This window comes from Streptomyces sp. CNQ329 (genome assembly GCF_000482585.1).
On sequence record NZ_AXVU01000016.1, the window covers coordinates 1 to 14,611 of the forward strand.

Sequence of the window (14,611 nt, forward strand, 5' to 3'; positions counted from 1 at the left end):
GCCAGCCGCCGACACCGGCGACCCGGGCCCACTGTCAGTACGGGCGCATACCCTTGGGCGGGTGTGAGGGGACATGGGGGTCTGGGCGAACAACGGCGCCCACGGCATCGGCCCCAGGGCCTGCCCACCCCGCGCACCGCCATTCGCCCCGGCGCGTACCTCCGCACCCCGGTCCGCTCGGCGAACCACCGTCCGCCCGGCGCGTACCCCCCGGACCCGCTCCACGCACACCACGGCCAGCCGCCGACGCCGGTGACCGGGCCCAGTGTCAGAGCGGGCGCATACCCTTGGGCGCGGTGTCCCGGCGCCTGGGCCGAGGACAGCAACGAACACCCCTGCGCCGACCCCCGGCACCGCCTCCCCCGCCGAGCCCCAGGCCCTTCCTCCGTCTCGTCCGCCACCGCGCCGGCCTGCTCCTCGCGATGCCCCGCTACGAACCACACCCTCCACGAACTACGCAGCCCCGAAGCAGCAGCCCCATGACCAGCTCGGCCTCGGCGAAGGACGTACCGACGCCCATACAAGGCACTCCCGGCATCCCGCGCCGGGATGGTCCGGCCGCGCTGCCGTCGGCATCTCGCCGGCGCGGATCCTGACAGGCCCCGGCGCATTCAGACCCCCGCCACACCCCACTTGGTGAAGAGCCACCGAGCAACCAAAGGCAGCCTCCTCACCGGGGCACAACCCTCCGCCTCTTTAGACTGTCTTCGGTTGCGGGACGGCGATACGGGACGATACGGGGCGGGGGCAGTCCGGGGCGATGGCGGACCAAACGGACGGGCTGCGGTCCGGCGGGGGCGACGGCGGGAGCCGCGTCCCGCTCGACGAGACCGTGCAGATCCGGATGGCGCCGCTCGCCGCAAAGGCCGCGCGCCGCGTCCGCGCCCGCGACGACACGGGAACGGACCCGGGCCCCGGCGCTGGTACGGGACCGGGCGCCGCCGCCCGCGTGCGCCGCCCGTTCGCGCCCTTCGTCATCCCCAAGAGCCCCGCCCCCCGCGCCGTGCTCTCCCGCGCGCTGGCCGTCCCGCTCGTCATCGCACTCGTCTTCGTCCTGCCGCTGGCCGTCGCCGGCCGCTCCCAGCCCGACGTGCGCGACGCGGTGTTCTGGCTCCAGCTCGCCACCACCTGCTACGCGGGGGCCCGCCTGTCCGCGATGATCCTCACCACCCGCCGCCGCCTCATCCAGGGCACGGTCTGGCTCTTCTGCTATGTCGCGATGGGTGTCGCGCCGCTGGCGCAGATCGTGCTGGAGCAGACCCCGACTCCGACCGTCGGCACCCGCGGCGACTTCACCATGGCGGTGGCGCTGGTGCTGGCCGGCTTCGTCGCCTTCGACGTCGGCGCGCTGCTCTCGCGGCACGCCTCGGAGGCGCGGCTGAGCCGGCCGCGCCCGGCGGCCTCGGTCCACAAGCGCCGCCTGTACCTGCTGGTGATCCTCGCCTACGCCGGCAGCGGGCTGCTCATCGCGTCCTTCGGCGGACCGGCGCCGTTCTTCGGCAGCCGCCAGGCGATCAGCGACGAGCTGACCGGCGGCGGCACGTCCGGCTCCCAGGTCGGCTCGGCGTTCCTGCGCGGCTTCGGTACGGTTCCCGCGCTGCTGGCGCTGCTGATGCTGACGCGCTGGCTGGTGATGTCGCGGCGGGCCCGGCGGCAGCCGTCCGTGGTGCTGCCGTGGGCGGGGCTCCTGGTGATCAACGGGATCGTCAACAACCCGATCTCCAACCCGCGGTACTGGTTCCTCACGGTCGCCTTCGCCCTGCTGTTCACCGCCTTCCCGCGCAGTCCCGTGGTGTACCGGGCGGCGCTCGCGGGGGGCGTGGCGATGGCGGTGCTGCTCTTCCCGTTCGCGGACAAGTTCCGCTACGACGAGGGCGGGCGGAAGCAGACGCAGTCGGGCTCCGTGCTGGAGCCGCTGGTGATGAAGGACTACGACCAGACGGTGATGTTCGCGAACACCATCTCCTACGTGGACTCCGGCACGGGGCACACGTACGGCAAGCAACTGGCGTCGTCGGTGTTCTTCTTCGTCCCCCGGTCGGTCTGGGAGGGCAAGCAGCTCGACACCGGCGTCAAGGTCGGCACGTGGATGGGGATGACGAACGTCAACCTGTCCTCGCCGCTGTGGACCGAGTTGTGGCTCGACTTCGGGCCGCTGGGCATGGCGGGCGGGCTGCTGCTGGTGGGGTACGCGGCGGCGCGTACGGACCGGAGGTTCGCCGAGTCCGGCCACATGTCGCGGGACCCGGGGAACGTGATGGCGACCGTGGTCCCGCTGATCGCGGGGTACTCGTTCATCCTGCTGCGGGGGCCGCTGCTCCAGGCCACCGGGCGGATCGGGATCGCGGTGCTGTGCCTGGCGCTGGTGACGACGTTCCGGCCGGACGAACGCAGGCGGCTGCGCTGAGGCGGACCGCCTTCCGGCGGGTACGGGGGCGGGTGAGGGGCGGGGCCCATGGCGCGTCACAGCGGGGTGCGGCGGGCCGTAGGCTCGGGGCGTGGATGTCGAGGATGATCTTCGGGGCGCGGTCGAACGGCAGTTGGAGGGCGTCGGCACCCGGCGCGCGGGGGCGGCCGTGGACCGCCTCATCGCCGGCTACCGGGGCGGCGGCCCCGCCCCGGCGCTGCGCGACCGGGACGACGTGGCAGCGTACGCCGCGTACCGGATGCCCGCCACGTTCCAGGCCGTACGCGCCGCGCTGGGCGCGCTGGCCGACGCGGCGCCCGGCTGGGCGCCGGACAGCCACCTCGACGTGGGCGGCGGGACCGGCGCCGCGGTCTGGGCGGCGGCGGCCGTGTGGCCGGAAGACGGGCCGGGAGGGCCAGGAGACGGACCAGGAGGGCCGGGAGACGAGCCGGGAGAGCCGGGAGACGGGCCGGGAGCGCCACGGCCGCGCCCGACCGTCGTCGTCGACCACGCCGAACCGGCACTGGCGCTCGGCCGCGAGCTGGCGGCCGGCGCGGCGGCGCCGTCCGTACGCGCCGCGGAGTGGCGCCGCCAGGCCCTGGGCACGGCCCCGGGCCGGGCCCGGACCCGATCCGCGGACGCCCCCCGGCCCGGCCGACCGGACGGCCCACCGGCCGGACCCGCCGGCGGCCCGGCGAACGAGCCCGGCAGCGGCCAGGCGAGCGACCAGGCGGCCGGTCCGACGAGCGACCAGGCGAGCGGCCATGCGGCCGGCTCACCGGCCGGTCCCGAGGGCGGCTCGGCGAACGACCCCGGCAGCGGCTCGGCGAGCGGCTCCGACGGCGACCCCGTGGCCGGTCCGGCAAGCGGCCCCGTGGGCGGTCCGGCGGGCGGGTCCGCGGGTTCCCGGTGGGCACCGGCCGGGCTCGTCACCGTTTCGTACGTCCTCGGGGAGCTGCCCCCGGACGCCCGCCGCGACGTCGTCGCGGACGCGGCGCGCAGCGCGCACGGCGGCGCCGTGGTGGTCGTGGAGCCGGGAACGCCCGAGGGATACCGCCGGGTGCTCGACGCCCGCCGGCAGCTCGTCGACGCCGGGTTCGAGGTGCTGGCCCCGTGCCCGCACAGCGCGGCGTGTCCCATGGAGGGGACCGCCGACTGGTGCCACTTCGCCGCCCGCGTGCAGCGCTCCGCGCTGCACCGCCGGGTCAAGGGCGGCGAGCTGGGGCACGAGGACGAGAAGTTCGCCTACGTGGCCGCCGCCCGGCCCGGCGCCATGAGCGGGGCCGGCGCGACGGACGCCACCGGCGCGCCCCGCACCGCGCCGGCCGCCGGCCGCGTCGTCCGGCACCCGCAGCTCCGCAAGGGCCTGGTGCTGCTGGAGCTGTGCACGGCCGCCGAGGGCCTGGCCCGTACGGCGGTGTCCAAGCGGCAGGGCCCCCGCTACCGCGCCGCCCGGGACGTGCGCTGGGGCGATGCGTGGCCGCCGCCCGGGGACGGCGGCCACGACGGGGCGTAGCCGCTCAGTCGCGCAGCTCCAGCGTGCAGCACTTCACGCTGCCGCCGCCCTTGAGCAGCTCCGTCAGATCCATCGGGATCGGCTCGAAGCCGCGCGCCCGCAGCGGCGTGACCAGTCCGGCCGCCGCCTGCGGCAGCAGCACGTGGCGGCCGTCGCTGACGGCGTTGAGGCCGAGCGCGAGCGCGTCCTCCTCCCCCGCCAGGATGGCGTCGGGGAAGAGCCGGGCGAGGACGTCGCGGCTGCCCGGTGAGAAGGCCGCCGGGTAGTACATGACGTCGCTGTCGGTGGAGTCGTCCAGGACGCACAGCGCGGTGTCGAGATGGTAGAAGCGCGGGTCGATCAGGTCGAGGCCGATGACCGGGCGCCCCAGGTACTCCTGCGCCTCGGCGTGCGACTCGGGGCTGCTGCGGAAGCCGCGGCCCGCGAGGATCCAGGAACGGGTGACGGCGAAGTCGCCCTCGCCCTCGTTGACGTGTTCCGGCAGGTGGTAGTCGGTGAAGCCGTGCGCGCGGAACCAGCGGCGCTGGGCGGTCGCCTCGCCGGTGCGCTGCGGGTACGCGAAGCGCGCGCCCAGCACGCGGCCGTCGACGACGAGCGCGCCGTTGGCGGCGAAGACCATGTCCGGCAGGGCGGGGTCGGGTTCCAGCAGCTCCACGGTGTGACCGAGGGAGCGCTGCCGGGCGACCAGGTCCTCCCACTGCGCGAGCGCGAGCTGGAGGTCGACGGGTTTGGCGGGATCCATCCACGGGTTGATGGAGTACGTGACGGCGAAGTGTGCCGGTGGGCACATCAGGTACCGGCGCGCCGAGGCTGTGCGCAACAACGAGGGCTCCTCACTGCTGACGTCCAAGCGCCGGCCCGCGGATCGCGCGCGCCGACGCACGTAACCGAATGGTGCCCGGTGAAGGGCCGGGCGCGCAGTAGTGCGGCACAGGTGGGCGGGGTCACGGCGCGGGGCGCGGGAGCGCGTACGGGGTCCGCGGGCCGCCAAAGGTGCATTTAGCAGGATACGCACACGTGAGCGGTGGTAACGTTTTCATCGCGTACGGCCCCGGGCACCCGGCGCCCCCCTGGCCCGTGATCGGCCGTATCCGCGCAGGTCCGGGCGTCCGGGCGGGACAGCGGGCCGGCCGCGGCGGCGGAGTCCGGCGCCTCGGTACCGGAGGGCGGCTCGCGGACCGGATGGCATACCGTGGCACAGTATCGGCCTACAGGCACCCGCTCCGGTGGCAGCATGAGGATCGGGCCCCAGGGACGACGGGCCGAGGTGAGGGGACGCATGGCACGGGCACGCAGGTTTCCGCAGTGGCTTCCCGGCACCCGCCGCGGCCGGACGCGCGGCAGCGCCGCCGCGGCCGAGCGTCTGCAGGCGGCCGCCGCGGAGCGCAGGGAACTGCTGCTCGCCGCCGCCGACGCGGGCCTGCCGCTGGCCCCCGCCGCGTACCCGGAGGGCTACGGCTGCTCCTGTGACCGCATCGGCTGTCCCTCCCCCGGCCGCCACCCCGTCTCCTTCGCCTGGCAGTCGCAGGCCAGCGCCGACGCGCAGCGCGTCGAGCGGTGGCTCGCCGCCCAGCCGGAGGCCAACTTCATCACCGCCACGGGCCGCAGCCACGACGTGCTCGACGTGCCGCTGGAGGCGGGCACGCGGGCGCTGGAGCAGTTGGAGGCGGCGGGCGTCGCGGTCGGTCCCGTGGCGGTCAGCCCGGAGGCGCCGGGGCCGGGGCGGATGCTCTTCTTCACCTCCACCCGGGGCACGCCGGAGGACGAGGACGAGTGGTGGCCGTGCGAGCTGGACTGCCGCCCGGAGACCATGGACGAGCACCCGGGGCTGCGCTGGCACTGCCGCGGCAGCTACGTGCTGGTTCCGCCCGCGCGGCTGCCGGGCGACGAGGGCGTGACCTGGCTGCGCGGGCCCGAGCATCCGCTGCCGGACCCGCTGACGCTGCTGGAGGCACTGACGGATGCGTGCGCGGCGTACGCGGGCGCGGAGCGGGAGCGCGAGGCGGCCTGGCCGCTGAGCTGACCGGGCACGCCGCGCCGGACGTGCGCCGGGCCGGGGGCCCGAGGCGTACCCCGGGCTTCGCCCGTCAGCTTCCCTCGGCGCCCACCACCCCTTCCAGGCGGTTGTAGAAGACGATCCCGTCCCCCTTGTCGTCGCGCGGCGGCACCACCGCCGCCTGCTGCGAGACCCGCTCCATCGTCAGCGACTTCTCCGGCGTGCCCTTCATCAGGGGCTCGGCCGCGGACGGCACCTCGACCTCGCGGCCCTCCGCCACGGTCTGCTTGACGAAGTGCCGGGTGGTGAAGAGCACCAGTGCCCCGCCGTCGGCCAGCCGCAGCGCCACCGGCGGGTACTCGGGGGTGGCCTCGTCCACGTACTGCGTGACGTACTCGGGCGTGCGCCGGTACTGCTCGCGCGAGCCGAGCCGCTCGGAGGTGTGCTGCCCCGGCGCGAAGTCGTCGCCCTCGCCGTTCTTGAGATACGCGGCGTACGTCTTGCCCAACTGCCCCGGCGCGACGGTCAGGCCCGCGGACGCGCCCAGCGGCACGCGGCGGACGTGGCCGTCCTCGTCCTCGGCGAACTCGCCGATGGCCGCCGCCTCGGACTCGTCGAGCAATGACAGGTGGGTGGCGTGCCAGCGTGCCTCCGGCCCCTCCTTGACGAAGACCAGGAGCCAGCGCAGCTCGTTGCGGTTGGTCAGGGTGTCGGCGACGAACCACCGCGGCCAGCCGCGCTGCTGGGGGATCAGATACCGGCTGTCGCTGAACTCCAGCGGCTCGTAGTCGGGGTTGCCCTCCGGGTAGTCCGCCTTGCGCACCTTCAGGCCCGCCTGGTCGATCTCCCGGAGTCCGCCGGCCTCGATACGGGAGTTGACGTCGAGGTCGTAGTCCTCGTTGGCCTTGTTGTTCAGCTCCCCGAACCGGTTGAGGACGCGGCCCGCCTCGTCCTCGCTGACGGCCGGCTGGAGCACCTCCTCGCCGTGGACCGTGACGCAGCCCGTGAGCGTCAGCAGGAGCGCCGCCAGCAACGGCACCGCGGTGACGGTCACCCGGAAGCGGCGTATCGGCATGATCTCTTCTCCGACTCCTGCGCGGGGGGCTGGGAACGGCGTCACCTTACCGGTTCTGCGGTGGGCCACCGGCCCGGGACCGGATCCTGCCCGGCGGGCGGTGGAGCGGACGGTGATTCGGCTCTCATTCGCCTCCGCAGGGCCGAAACCCTTCCCCGGAACGGGTCCGAGCGATCATCATGCTGCGCATGACATTCGGGGCGGCACTGAGCGAGTTGCGCAAAGCTCAGAAAGCGGCGAAGGGCGTCTCGCTCTACTCGCGCTACGTCAACCGGCCGCTGGGGCGGGTGTGCGCGGCGGGCGCGTACGTCCTCGGGCTGCGGCCGAACCAGGTGACGCTGCTCAGCGCGGCGTTCACCGGCGGCGGGATCGCCGCCGTCGCGCTGGTACGCCCCGGCTGGGGGCTTGCCGCCGCGGTGTACGCACTGCTCGTCATCGGCTTCGCCCTCGACTCGGCCGACGGCCAACTGGCGCGGCTGCGCCGGGAGTCGAGCGCGGCCGGCGAGTGGCTGGACCACGTGGTGGACTGCGGGAAGGTCACCGCGGTGCACGCCGCCGTCCTCGTCTCCTTCCACCGTTTCTTCGACCTCTCTTCCGACGCCTGGCTGCTGCTGCCGCTCGGCTTCCAGTTCGCCGCCGTGCTGATCTTCTGCGGCGGGCTGCTGGCCGACAAGCTCAAGCCGAAGCCGCCCCCCGGGCAGAGCCCCGCGCCCGCACCGCCGCCCTCGCGGCTGCGGGCGGTGGCGCTCCTGCCCGTGGACTACGGCGTCTTCTGCACGGTGTTCCTGCTGCTGGGCAGCGAGACCGCGTTTCTCGCCGGCTATACGGCGCTGGCCGCGGCGGCGGCGCTGTTCCTGATCGCCTTTACGGCGAAATGGTTCCGGGAGCTGTCTGCGGCGGGCTGAGGGGGGCCTCGCCACGGGGGCCGCGGTCGGCGAGAGCGTCGAGCGCGCGGCGCAGTTGGGTGCTCGACGTGTGCACGGTGTAGGGGAAATACACCACTTCCACGCCCACCGTCCTGAAGTCGGCCTCCAGCTTGTCCCCCTTGGGCGTGCCTCGCCAGTCGTCGCCCTTGAAGATCACGTCGAACCGGACCTGCTGCCAGGTCTCCAGCTTGTCGGGCACGGTCTCGACGAACGCGGCGTCCACGTGCCGGATGCTGCGGACGATCTCCAGCCGCTCGACCAGCGGTACGACCGGGTCGCGGCCCTTCGCCAGCCGCGCCATCTCGTCGGAGACCACGCCCGCGACGAGATAATCGCAGCGGCTGCGCGCGTGCCGGAGGATGTTCAGGTGTCCGACGTGAAAGAGGTCGTAGACCCCCGGTGCATAGCCGACCGTGTGCGCCACGGCACCCCCCAAGTATTCCCCCTGATATGTGCGCAACCCCCTGCGCGCCAGGAGTGTCAACCATAACGGGCAGGTACGGATAAGGTGCAACCCGGCTTCGGGAAGGCGGACGAGGGATGGCATGGTGACGCGGGTACTGCTGGTTTCGACCAACTACGCGCCGGAACAGGCGGGGATCGGGCCGTACGCGACGCAGATCGCCGAGCACTGGGCCGGGACCGGTCACGCCGAGGTGCATGTGCTGACCGGCATGCCGCACTACCCGAACTGGCGCGTCGCCGACGGCTACCGCGGCGTCTGGCGCACGGAGGAGGAGCTGGCGGGCGTCCGTCTGCACCGCCGCCGTCACTCCGTACCCGCGCGGCAGACCGCCGTACGGCGCGCGCTGTACGAGGCGTCCATCCTCGCCCACGGCATCGTCGCACCGCCCCGGATGGCCGCCCCGGACGCGGTCGTCGCCCAGGTGCCGAGCCTGGCCGGGGGCGCGCTCGGCGCCCGGCTCGCCCGCCGCCACGGGGTGCCGTACGTCCCCGTCGTGCAGGACCTGATGGGCGCCGCCGCCGCACAGAGCGGCATCCGCGGGGGGAGCCGCGCCGCCGCGGCGGCGCGCGCGGTGGAGGCCCGGGTGCTGCGGCGGGCGTCCCTGGTCGGGGTGATCCACGAGACGTTCGTGCCCCGCGTGGCCGCGATGGGCGTGGCCGAGAAGCAGATACGTGTCGTCCCCAACTGGTCCCACGTGGCGGAACCCACCCGGCCGCGCGCGGAGATGCGCGCCCGGCTGGGGTGGCGCGACGGGCAGACGGTGCTGCTGCACTCCGGCAACATGGGCCTCAAGCAGGGCCTGGAGGTGCTCGTCGAGGCGGCCCGCAAGGATCCGTCGCTGCGAGTCGTGCTGATGGGCGACGGCAACCAGCGCGAGCACCTGGCCGCCCTGGGCGCGGGGCTGCCGAACCTGGACTTCCTGCCGCCCGCGGACGCCGGGGAGTTCACCGACGTGCTGGCCGCGGCGGACGTGCTGGCGGTCACCCAGCGCGCGTCGGTGCTGGACATGAGCGTGCCGTCGAAGCTCACCTCCTACTTCGCCGCCGGCCGGCCCGTGGTCGCCTCGGTCGCCGACGGCGGGGGTACGGCGGAGGAGATGCGGCGCTCGGGCGCGGGGGTGGTGGTGCCGCCGGAGGATCCGGCGGCCCTGCTGGAAGCGGTGCGTACGCTGGCCGGCGATCCGCGCGAGGCCGGCGCGCTGGGCGCCAGGGGGCCGGTGTACGTGCGGGCGCACCTGAGCAGCGAGGCGGGTCTGGGCAGGATCACGGCGCTGCTGGACGAAGCCCTGGACGCAGCCCCGGGCTCCTCCGGAGGCCCGGTTGTCCACAACCGGCCGGTTATCCACAGGCGGAAGGCGGCCGGGGGGCAGGCCGCGGGGCCCGTCGCGCATACTGACAAGACCGGTTGAGGGGGGCCGAGACCATGTCACAGCACGTACCGGGCGACAGCCACGCGATGCAGCCGCCGGACGAGCCCGACCTGCTGCGCGACCAGTTCCGGCAACTGCTGCGCTACCGCGGGATGATCGTCCTGGGCGTCGTCCTCGGGCTGCTCGGCGGCGGGTGGATCGCCCTCGCCTCCGGCGAGGAGTACATCGCCTCCAGCGAGGTCACGCTCCGCCAGGTCAGCCTGGACCCCTTCTCCTCCGGCAGCGACGCCACGGCCATCAAGGAGAACATCGGCACGGAGCGGCAGACGGCCGCGAGCAACGCGGTGGCCAGGATCGTCGCCAAGGAGATCGGCCATCCCGAGGACGGCGAGAAGCTGCAGCACGGCCTCCAGGTCACCAACCCGCCCAACACGCTGGTGCTCCGCTTCGACTACAGCGCAGAAGACGCCGAGACGGCCGCCGAGCGCTCCAACGCCTTCGCCGCCGCCTATCTCGCCTACCGCGAGGACAAGAGCAAGCGGACGATCGACAACATGGTCGAAGCCTACGACGACCAGGTCAAACCGCTGATCGCGGAGCGGGACTCGCTCGACGACGAGATCGAGTCGCTCGGCGAGGGCCGCGCGCTGGAGTCCGCGCTGTCGGCCCGCTCCTCGCTCAGCCAGAGCATCGGCCAGATCACCGCCGACCGCGCCAGGCTGCAGGCTCTCGACACCACCCCGGGGCACGTCGTGCGGGACGCCACGCCGCCCGCCGAGCCCGCGGGGCCGGGGATCCTCATGCTGCTGGGCCTCGGCGCAGCGTTCGGCGTGGGCCTCGGGCTGCTCGTCGCCTGGGTGCGGCTGGTCTTCGACCCCACGGCGCGCTCGGAGAGCGACGTCGTACGGGCGCTGCACGCGCCGGTGCTCGGCACCCTGCCGCGCACCCGCAGGCCCGGCGGGCTGCTGGCCACCGGCCGGGTCGCCGAGGAGTACCGCTCGATGGCCTTCCGGCTGGCGTACGACCAGCGCTTCGCCGACCGGCGGCGGCTGCTGGTGGTGGCGCCGCGCGGCAGCATAGACATCCCCGCCGCGGTCTCGGTCAACCTGGCCGCGTCGTTCGTGGAGATGGGGCACGAGGTGCTGCTCGTGGAGGCGGACCTGCGCACCCCGAGTCTGTCGGCGCGGCTCAGCGCCGCCGACGGGGTGCGGCCGGGCTGGGCCCGTACGCCCTCGCGCGGGGACGGAGGCTGGCCGACCGGCCTGCAGATACCGATCGACGCGGGCGAGTCCGGCGCGTTCGACCTCATCCCCGGCACCCGCGTGCGCAACGCGGCGCGGGCCCTGACCTCGGCGCCGGCCACGCAGGTGATCGCGGAGGCGGACGCGCCGGGGTCGGTCGTGGTGGTGCTGGCGCCGGCCGTGCTGTCGTACGCGGACGCGCTGGCGCTCGCCGACCGGGTCGACGGGGTGCTCGTCGTCTGCGACCCGCGGCAGGTGCACCGCGAGGACCTGGCGCGTATCCGCGAGCTGATATCGGGGGCGGGCGGCACGGTGCTCGGCGCGGTGCTGCACACGCACGGCAGCGGCGAGCCCGACGCGGGCGGACGCGGCCGGTCCGGCAGAGGCGCCGGCCGCGACGGGCGCGGCGCCGGGGCGGGTGCGGGCACGGCGGCGCCGGCGCCGCCGGCCGAGGCCACGGGGGCGGACTACCCGGCCGACAGCCGGGCCGTGCGCTCCTCGCGGCGGTAGATGCGCGCCCGCTGGGCGATCGCGTCCTCCGTCGCCGACCAGGGCGTGGCGGCGCTGACGAACATCGCGGTGCTGGTGGTCGCGGCGCGGGAGTCGTCGGCGGAGGGCTTCGCGGTCTTCTCGATCGTCTACATGACGTTCACCGTCGTGCTGGGCGTGCAGAGCAGCTTCGTGGGCCAGGCGCTGGTGCTGGAGCGCGACGGCGGCGGGAGCGGAAGGTCCGGTGCGGGCGGCGCGGGCGTGGGATCCGACGCGGCCGACGACACGGCGCCGGAGGGGCCGGTCATCCCGTCCTGGGCGGAGCCCGACCCCGACGCGCCGCGCCCGCCGGCCACCGGCGTCGCGTCCGCCTGCCGGTCGGCGGTGACGTTCTCGGCGCTGTCGTCCACCGTGCTCGGCGGGACGGCGGCGCTGTTGCTCGCGCTGGTGCCCGGCGAACTGGCGCACGGGCTGGCCATGCTCGGCGTGGTGCTCCCCGTCGTGCTCTTGCACGACGTGCTGCGGTACTGCTTCTCCGCGCTCCGGCTGCCGCACCACGCGCTCCTCGCCGACCTGGTGCGGCTCCTCGTCGCCGTTCCCGCGCTCGTGCTGCAGCCGGACGGCTCGTCCCCGGCCCGGCTCGTCGCGGTGTGGGGCGCCTCCGCGCTGCCCGCACTGCTGCTCTGCCTGGCGCTGGCCGGGTACCGGCTGCGCGGCGCCCGCGGCGACTGGCGGCGCTATCTGCGCCGGGGGCACCTCGGGCACCGGTTCGTGGTGGAGTTCGCGGTGGGCAACGGGGCGACGCAGTTGTCGGTGATAGGTCTCGGGCTCGTCGCCAGCCAGCTCGCGGTCGGCGCGCTGCGCGGCGCCACCACCTTGTACGGGCCGATGAACGTCCTGTACAACTCCGCGACTTCTTTCGGCCCGCCGGTGATGAACCGCATCCCGAACCTGCGCGGCAAGCTCCGGTCCGCCGCCGCCCTCGCCGTCCTGCTCGCCGGCACCGCCGTCGCCTGGACGACCGTGCTGGTCTTCCTGCCGGACTCCGCCGGCCGCGAACTCCTCGGCGACACCTGGGCGTCGGCGTCCTCGCTGCTGCCCGCCACGGGCAGCCAGTACGCGGGCATCGCCCTGGGCACCAGCGCGCTGCTCACGCTGCGCGTGCTGCGCCCGGAGAGCACGCTGCCGATCCAGGTCGTGTTCTCCCTGCTCTCCGTCGGCTGCATGCTCACCGGCTACGCCGCCGGGGGCGTGCTCGGCGCCGCCTGGGGCCTGTGCGCCGGTTCGGCGCTGAAGGCCGCGGCCCTGTGGCTCAGGGTCGCGGCCGTCAGCCGCTCGGCCGGCGCCGCCGGCCCGGGCGGCACCGCAGGTTCCGGCACCGCGGCGTCCGGCGGCACCGCAGGGCCCGGCACCGGCGGGGCCGTCACACCCGGTGCAGTCCCGGCCGCCCGGCCTCGGTCGCATAGGAAGCCGCGGTCGCGATCGGGGCGCCTTCGGTGGTGATGTACGGCACGACGCGGAAGTCCGCGCGGCACTGGTGCCGGTCCAGCGCGACGGTCACGTAGCCGCGGCGGCCGTCGTAGAACCGCATGTGGGGGTTGGCCTGCGTGAGCCGGTCGTAGTTCGCCGGCCGCTCGGCGCCGTCGCCGCCGCTGCTGATGGAGGTGGCGACGATCTCGCCGGCGACGGCCGGTGCGCCGGGGTCGGCGTAGTCGCGCTTGACGTCCATCGCGTAGTGCACGTGCACGTCGCCGGTGAGGACGACGAGGTTCTCCACCCCCGCCTCCTCGGCCGCGTCCAGGAACCGGGTGCGGGCGGCGGTGTAGCCGTCCCAGGCGTCCATGCTGACGTTGTACGCCTCGATCGGCTCACTGCGCCGCTCGGCCATCACGACCTGCTGCGGCACGATGTTCCACAGCGCACGCGAGTCGCGCCAGCCGTCCGCGAGCCACTGTTCCTGCCGCTCGCCGAGCATCGTGCGCGCCGGGTCGTCCGCGTCCGGTCCCGGCGGCGCCCACATGCCGCCGTACGCCTGGTCGCTGCGGTACTGCCGGCCGTCGAGGACGTCGAACTGGGCCAGCGTGCCGTAGTGCAGCCGCCGGTACAGCCGCAGATCGGCGCCGCGCGGGCGCTGCGGCCTGCGCAGCGGCTGGTTCTCCCAGTACGCCCGGTAGGCGGCGGCCCGGCGGACGAGGAACTCCTCGGGCGGCAGGTTGTCCTGGGAGACGGCACCCGCGTAGTTGTTCTCGACCTCGTGGTCGTCCCAGGTGAGGATCCAGGGGTGGGCGGCCTGGGCGGCGCGCAGGTCGGCGTCGCTGCGGTAGAGGGCGTAGCGCAGCCGGTAGTCCTCCAGCGTCACGGTCTCGTGGTTGAAGACGTCGGGCAGCGTGCCGGCGGGGTACGCGCGGCTGCCCCCGGTGGAGGAGACGGCGCCCTCGTAGATCCAGTCGCCGAGGTGGACGACCACGTCGAGGTCTTCTTCGGCGAGGTGCCTGAAGGCGGTGAAGTAGCCGCCCGGGTAGTTCTGGCAGGCGATCGCGCCGAAGCGCAGGGCGGAGTTGCGCGCGTCGTGCGGCGGCGCGGTGCTCGTACGGCCGACGGGGCTGGTCCAGCCGCCGAGTCTGAAGCGGTAGTAGTAACGACGGCCCGGGGCGAGGCCGTCGACTTCGGCGTGCACGGTGTGGTGGAACTCGGGATGGGCCAACTCCCGCCCGCGCCGGGCGATGCGGCGGAACCTCTCGTCGTGGGCGACCTCCCAGTGGACGAGGAACGGGAGGGGCGGCATGCCGCCGTCGGGCTCGAACGGAGCGGGCGCGAGCCGGGTCCACAGCACCACGCCGTCGGGGGTCGGGTCGCCGGAGGCGACGCCGAGGGTGAAGGGCTCCAGGCGGACCGTTGCCGGGTCCGCCGGTTCGTCCGCGTGGGCTTGCGGCAGACCCACGGAGAAGGCGAGCGCGGCGGCGGCACCGGTGACGGTGAGGAAGCGGCGTCGTGTCACGTGTGCGGCGGCGGCGCGCAGGGCGTCCTGCGGATGAGGAGGAGTCATGCGCGGTATTGGAAGGGCCGGGGGCAACCGCTGTCCATACCCTGTGCATCGGCAGGGTGACAGTGCGTTGACGTCTAGGG

11 protein-coding genes are annotated in these 14,611 nt (G+C 74.5%); 7 read left to right on the forward strand and 4 right to left on the reverse strand.

Features of this window, described 5'->3' with window-relative positions:
- The first annotated feature begins 760 nt into the window (after positions 1 to 760).
- Entirely contained in the window at positions 761 to 2,407 is a 1,647-nt protein-coding gene (locus I003_RS0112770) for a hypothetical protein (RefSeq protein ID WP_027771891.1), read from the forward strand.
- Between the two features lie 91 nt (positions 2,408 to 2,498).
- Positions 2,499 to 3,923, forward strand: a complete 1,425-nt coding sequence (locus I003_RS0112775; protein WP_199784291.1) for a small ribosomal subunit Rsm22 family protein — start codon at positions 2,499 to 2,501, stop codon at positions 3,921 to 3,923.
- A gap of 4 nt (positions 3,924 to 3,927) precedes the next feature.
- Here the strand turns inward: I003_RS0112775 and ddaH are convergent, their stop codons facing one another.
- Positions 3,928 to 4,743 (reverse strand): dimethylargininase, encoded by an 816-nt coding sequence (gene ddaH / locus I003_RS0112780; RefSeq protein WP_027771893.1) that lies wholly within the window; start codon positions 4,741 to 4,743, stop codon positions 3,928 to 3,930.
- A gap of 459 nt (positions 4,744 to 5,202) precedes the next feature.
- Here ddaH and I003_RS0112785 point away from each other — a divergent pair, with 459 nt between their 5' ends.
- Positions 5,203 to 5,946 carry a bifunctional DNA primase/polymerase gene (locus tag I003_RS0112785; RefSeq protein WP_027771894.1) on the forward strand — a complete coding sequence of 248 codons (744 nt, stop codon included), beginning with the start codon at positions 5,203 to 5,205 and terminating at the stop codon, positions 5,944 to 5,946.
- Between the two features lie 64 nt (positions 5,947 to 6,010).
- Here I003_RS0112785 and I003_RS0112790 read toward each other — a convergent pair whose 3' ends face one another.
- Entirely contained in the window at positions 6,011 to 6,994 is a 984-nt protein-coding gene (locus I003_RS0112790; protein ID WP_027771895.1) for an SCO2278 family lipoprotein, read from the reverse strand.
- 188 nt (positions 6,995 to 7,182) lie between these two features.
- On the opposite strand from I003_RS0112790, the gene I003_RS0112795 reads away from it, so the two are divergent.
- Positions 7,183 to 7,899 (forward strand): CDP-alcohol phosphatidyltransferase family protein, encoded by a 717-nt coding sequence (locus I003_RS0112795; protein WP_486584199.1) that lies wholly within the window; start codon positions 7,183 to 7,185, stop codon positions 7,897 to 7,899.
- On the opposite strand, the gene I003_RS0112800 is transcribed toward I003_RS0112795, so the two are convergent.
- Complete coding sequence (locus I003_RS0112800; RefSeq protein ID WP_027771897.1) at positions 7,859 to 8,344, reverse strand: adenylyltransferase/cytidyltransferase family protein; 486 nt, start codon at positions 8,342 to 8,344, stop codon at positions 7,859 to 7,861. The two genes, I003_RS0112795 and I003_RS0112800, sit on opposite strands and share 41 nt — an antisense overlap.
- Positions 8,345 to 8,465: 121 nt before the next feature.
- Here I003_RS0112800 and I003_RS0112805 point away from each other — a divergent pair, with 121 nt between their 5' ends.
- Genes I003_RS0112805 through I003_RS0112815 form a run of 3 tightly spaced genes read left to right on the forward strand, consistent with a single transcriptional unit; the run spans position 8,466 to position 12,988 of the window.
- On the forward strand, positions 8,466 to 9,794 hold the full coding sequence (locus I003_RS0112805; protein WP_027771898.1) for a glycosyltransferase: 1,329 nt from the start codon (positions 8,466 to 8,468) through the stop codon (positions 9,792 to 9,794).
- 47 nt (positions 9,795 to 9,841) lie between these two features.
- Complete coding sequence (locus I003_RS0112810) at positions 9,842 to 11,506, forward strand: LPS biosynthesis protein (RefSeq protein WP_027771899.1); 1,665 nt, start codon at positions 9,842 to 9,844, stop codon at positions 11,504 to 11,506.
- The gene (locus tag I003_RS0112815; RefSeq protein ID WP_027771900.1) at positions 11,507 to 12,988 is read left to right on the forward strand and encodes a hypothetical protein; all 1,482 of its coding nucleotides are present in this window, start codon (positions 11,507 to 11,509) and stop codon (positions 12,986 to 12,988) included.
- Here the strand turns inward: I003_RS0112815 and I003_RS0112820 are convergent.
- The gene (locus I003_RS0112820) at positions 12,909 to 14,531 is read right to left on the reverse strand and encodes an alkaline phosphatase D family protein (protein ID WP_027771901.1); all 1,623 of its coding nucleotides are present in this window, start codon (positions 14,529 to 14,531) and stop codon (positions 12,909 to 12,911) included. The genes I003_RS0112815 and I003_RS0112820 overlap by 80 nt on opposite strands.
- Positions 14,532 to 14,611: the final 80 nt, after the last annotated feature.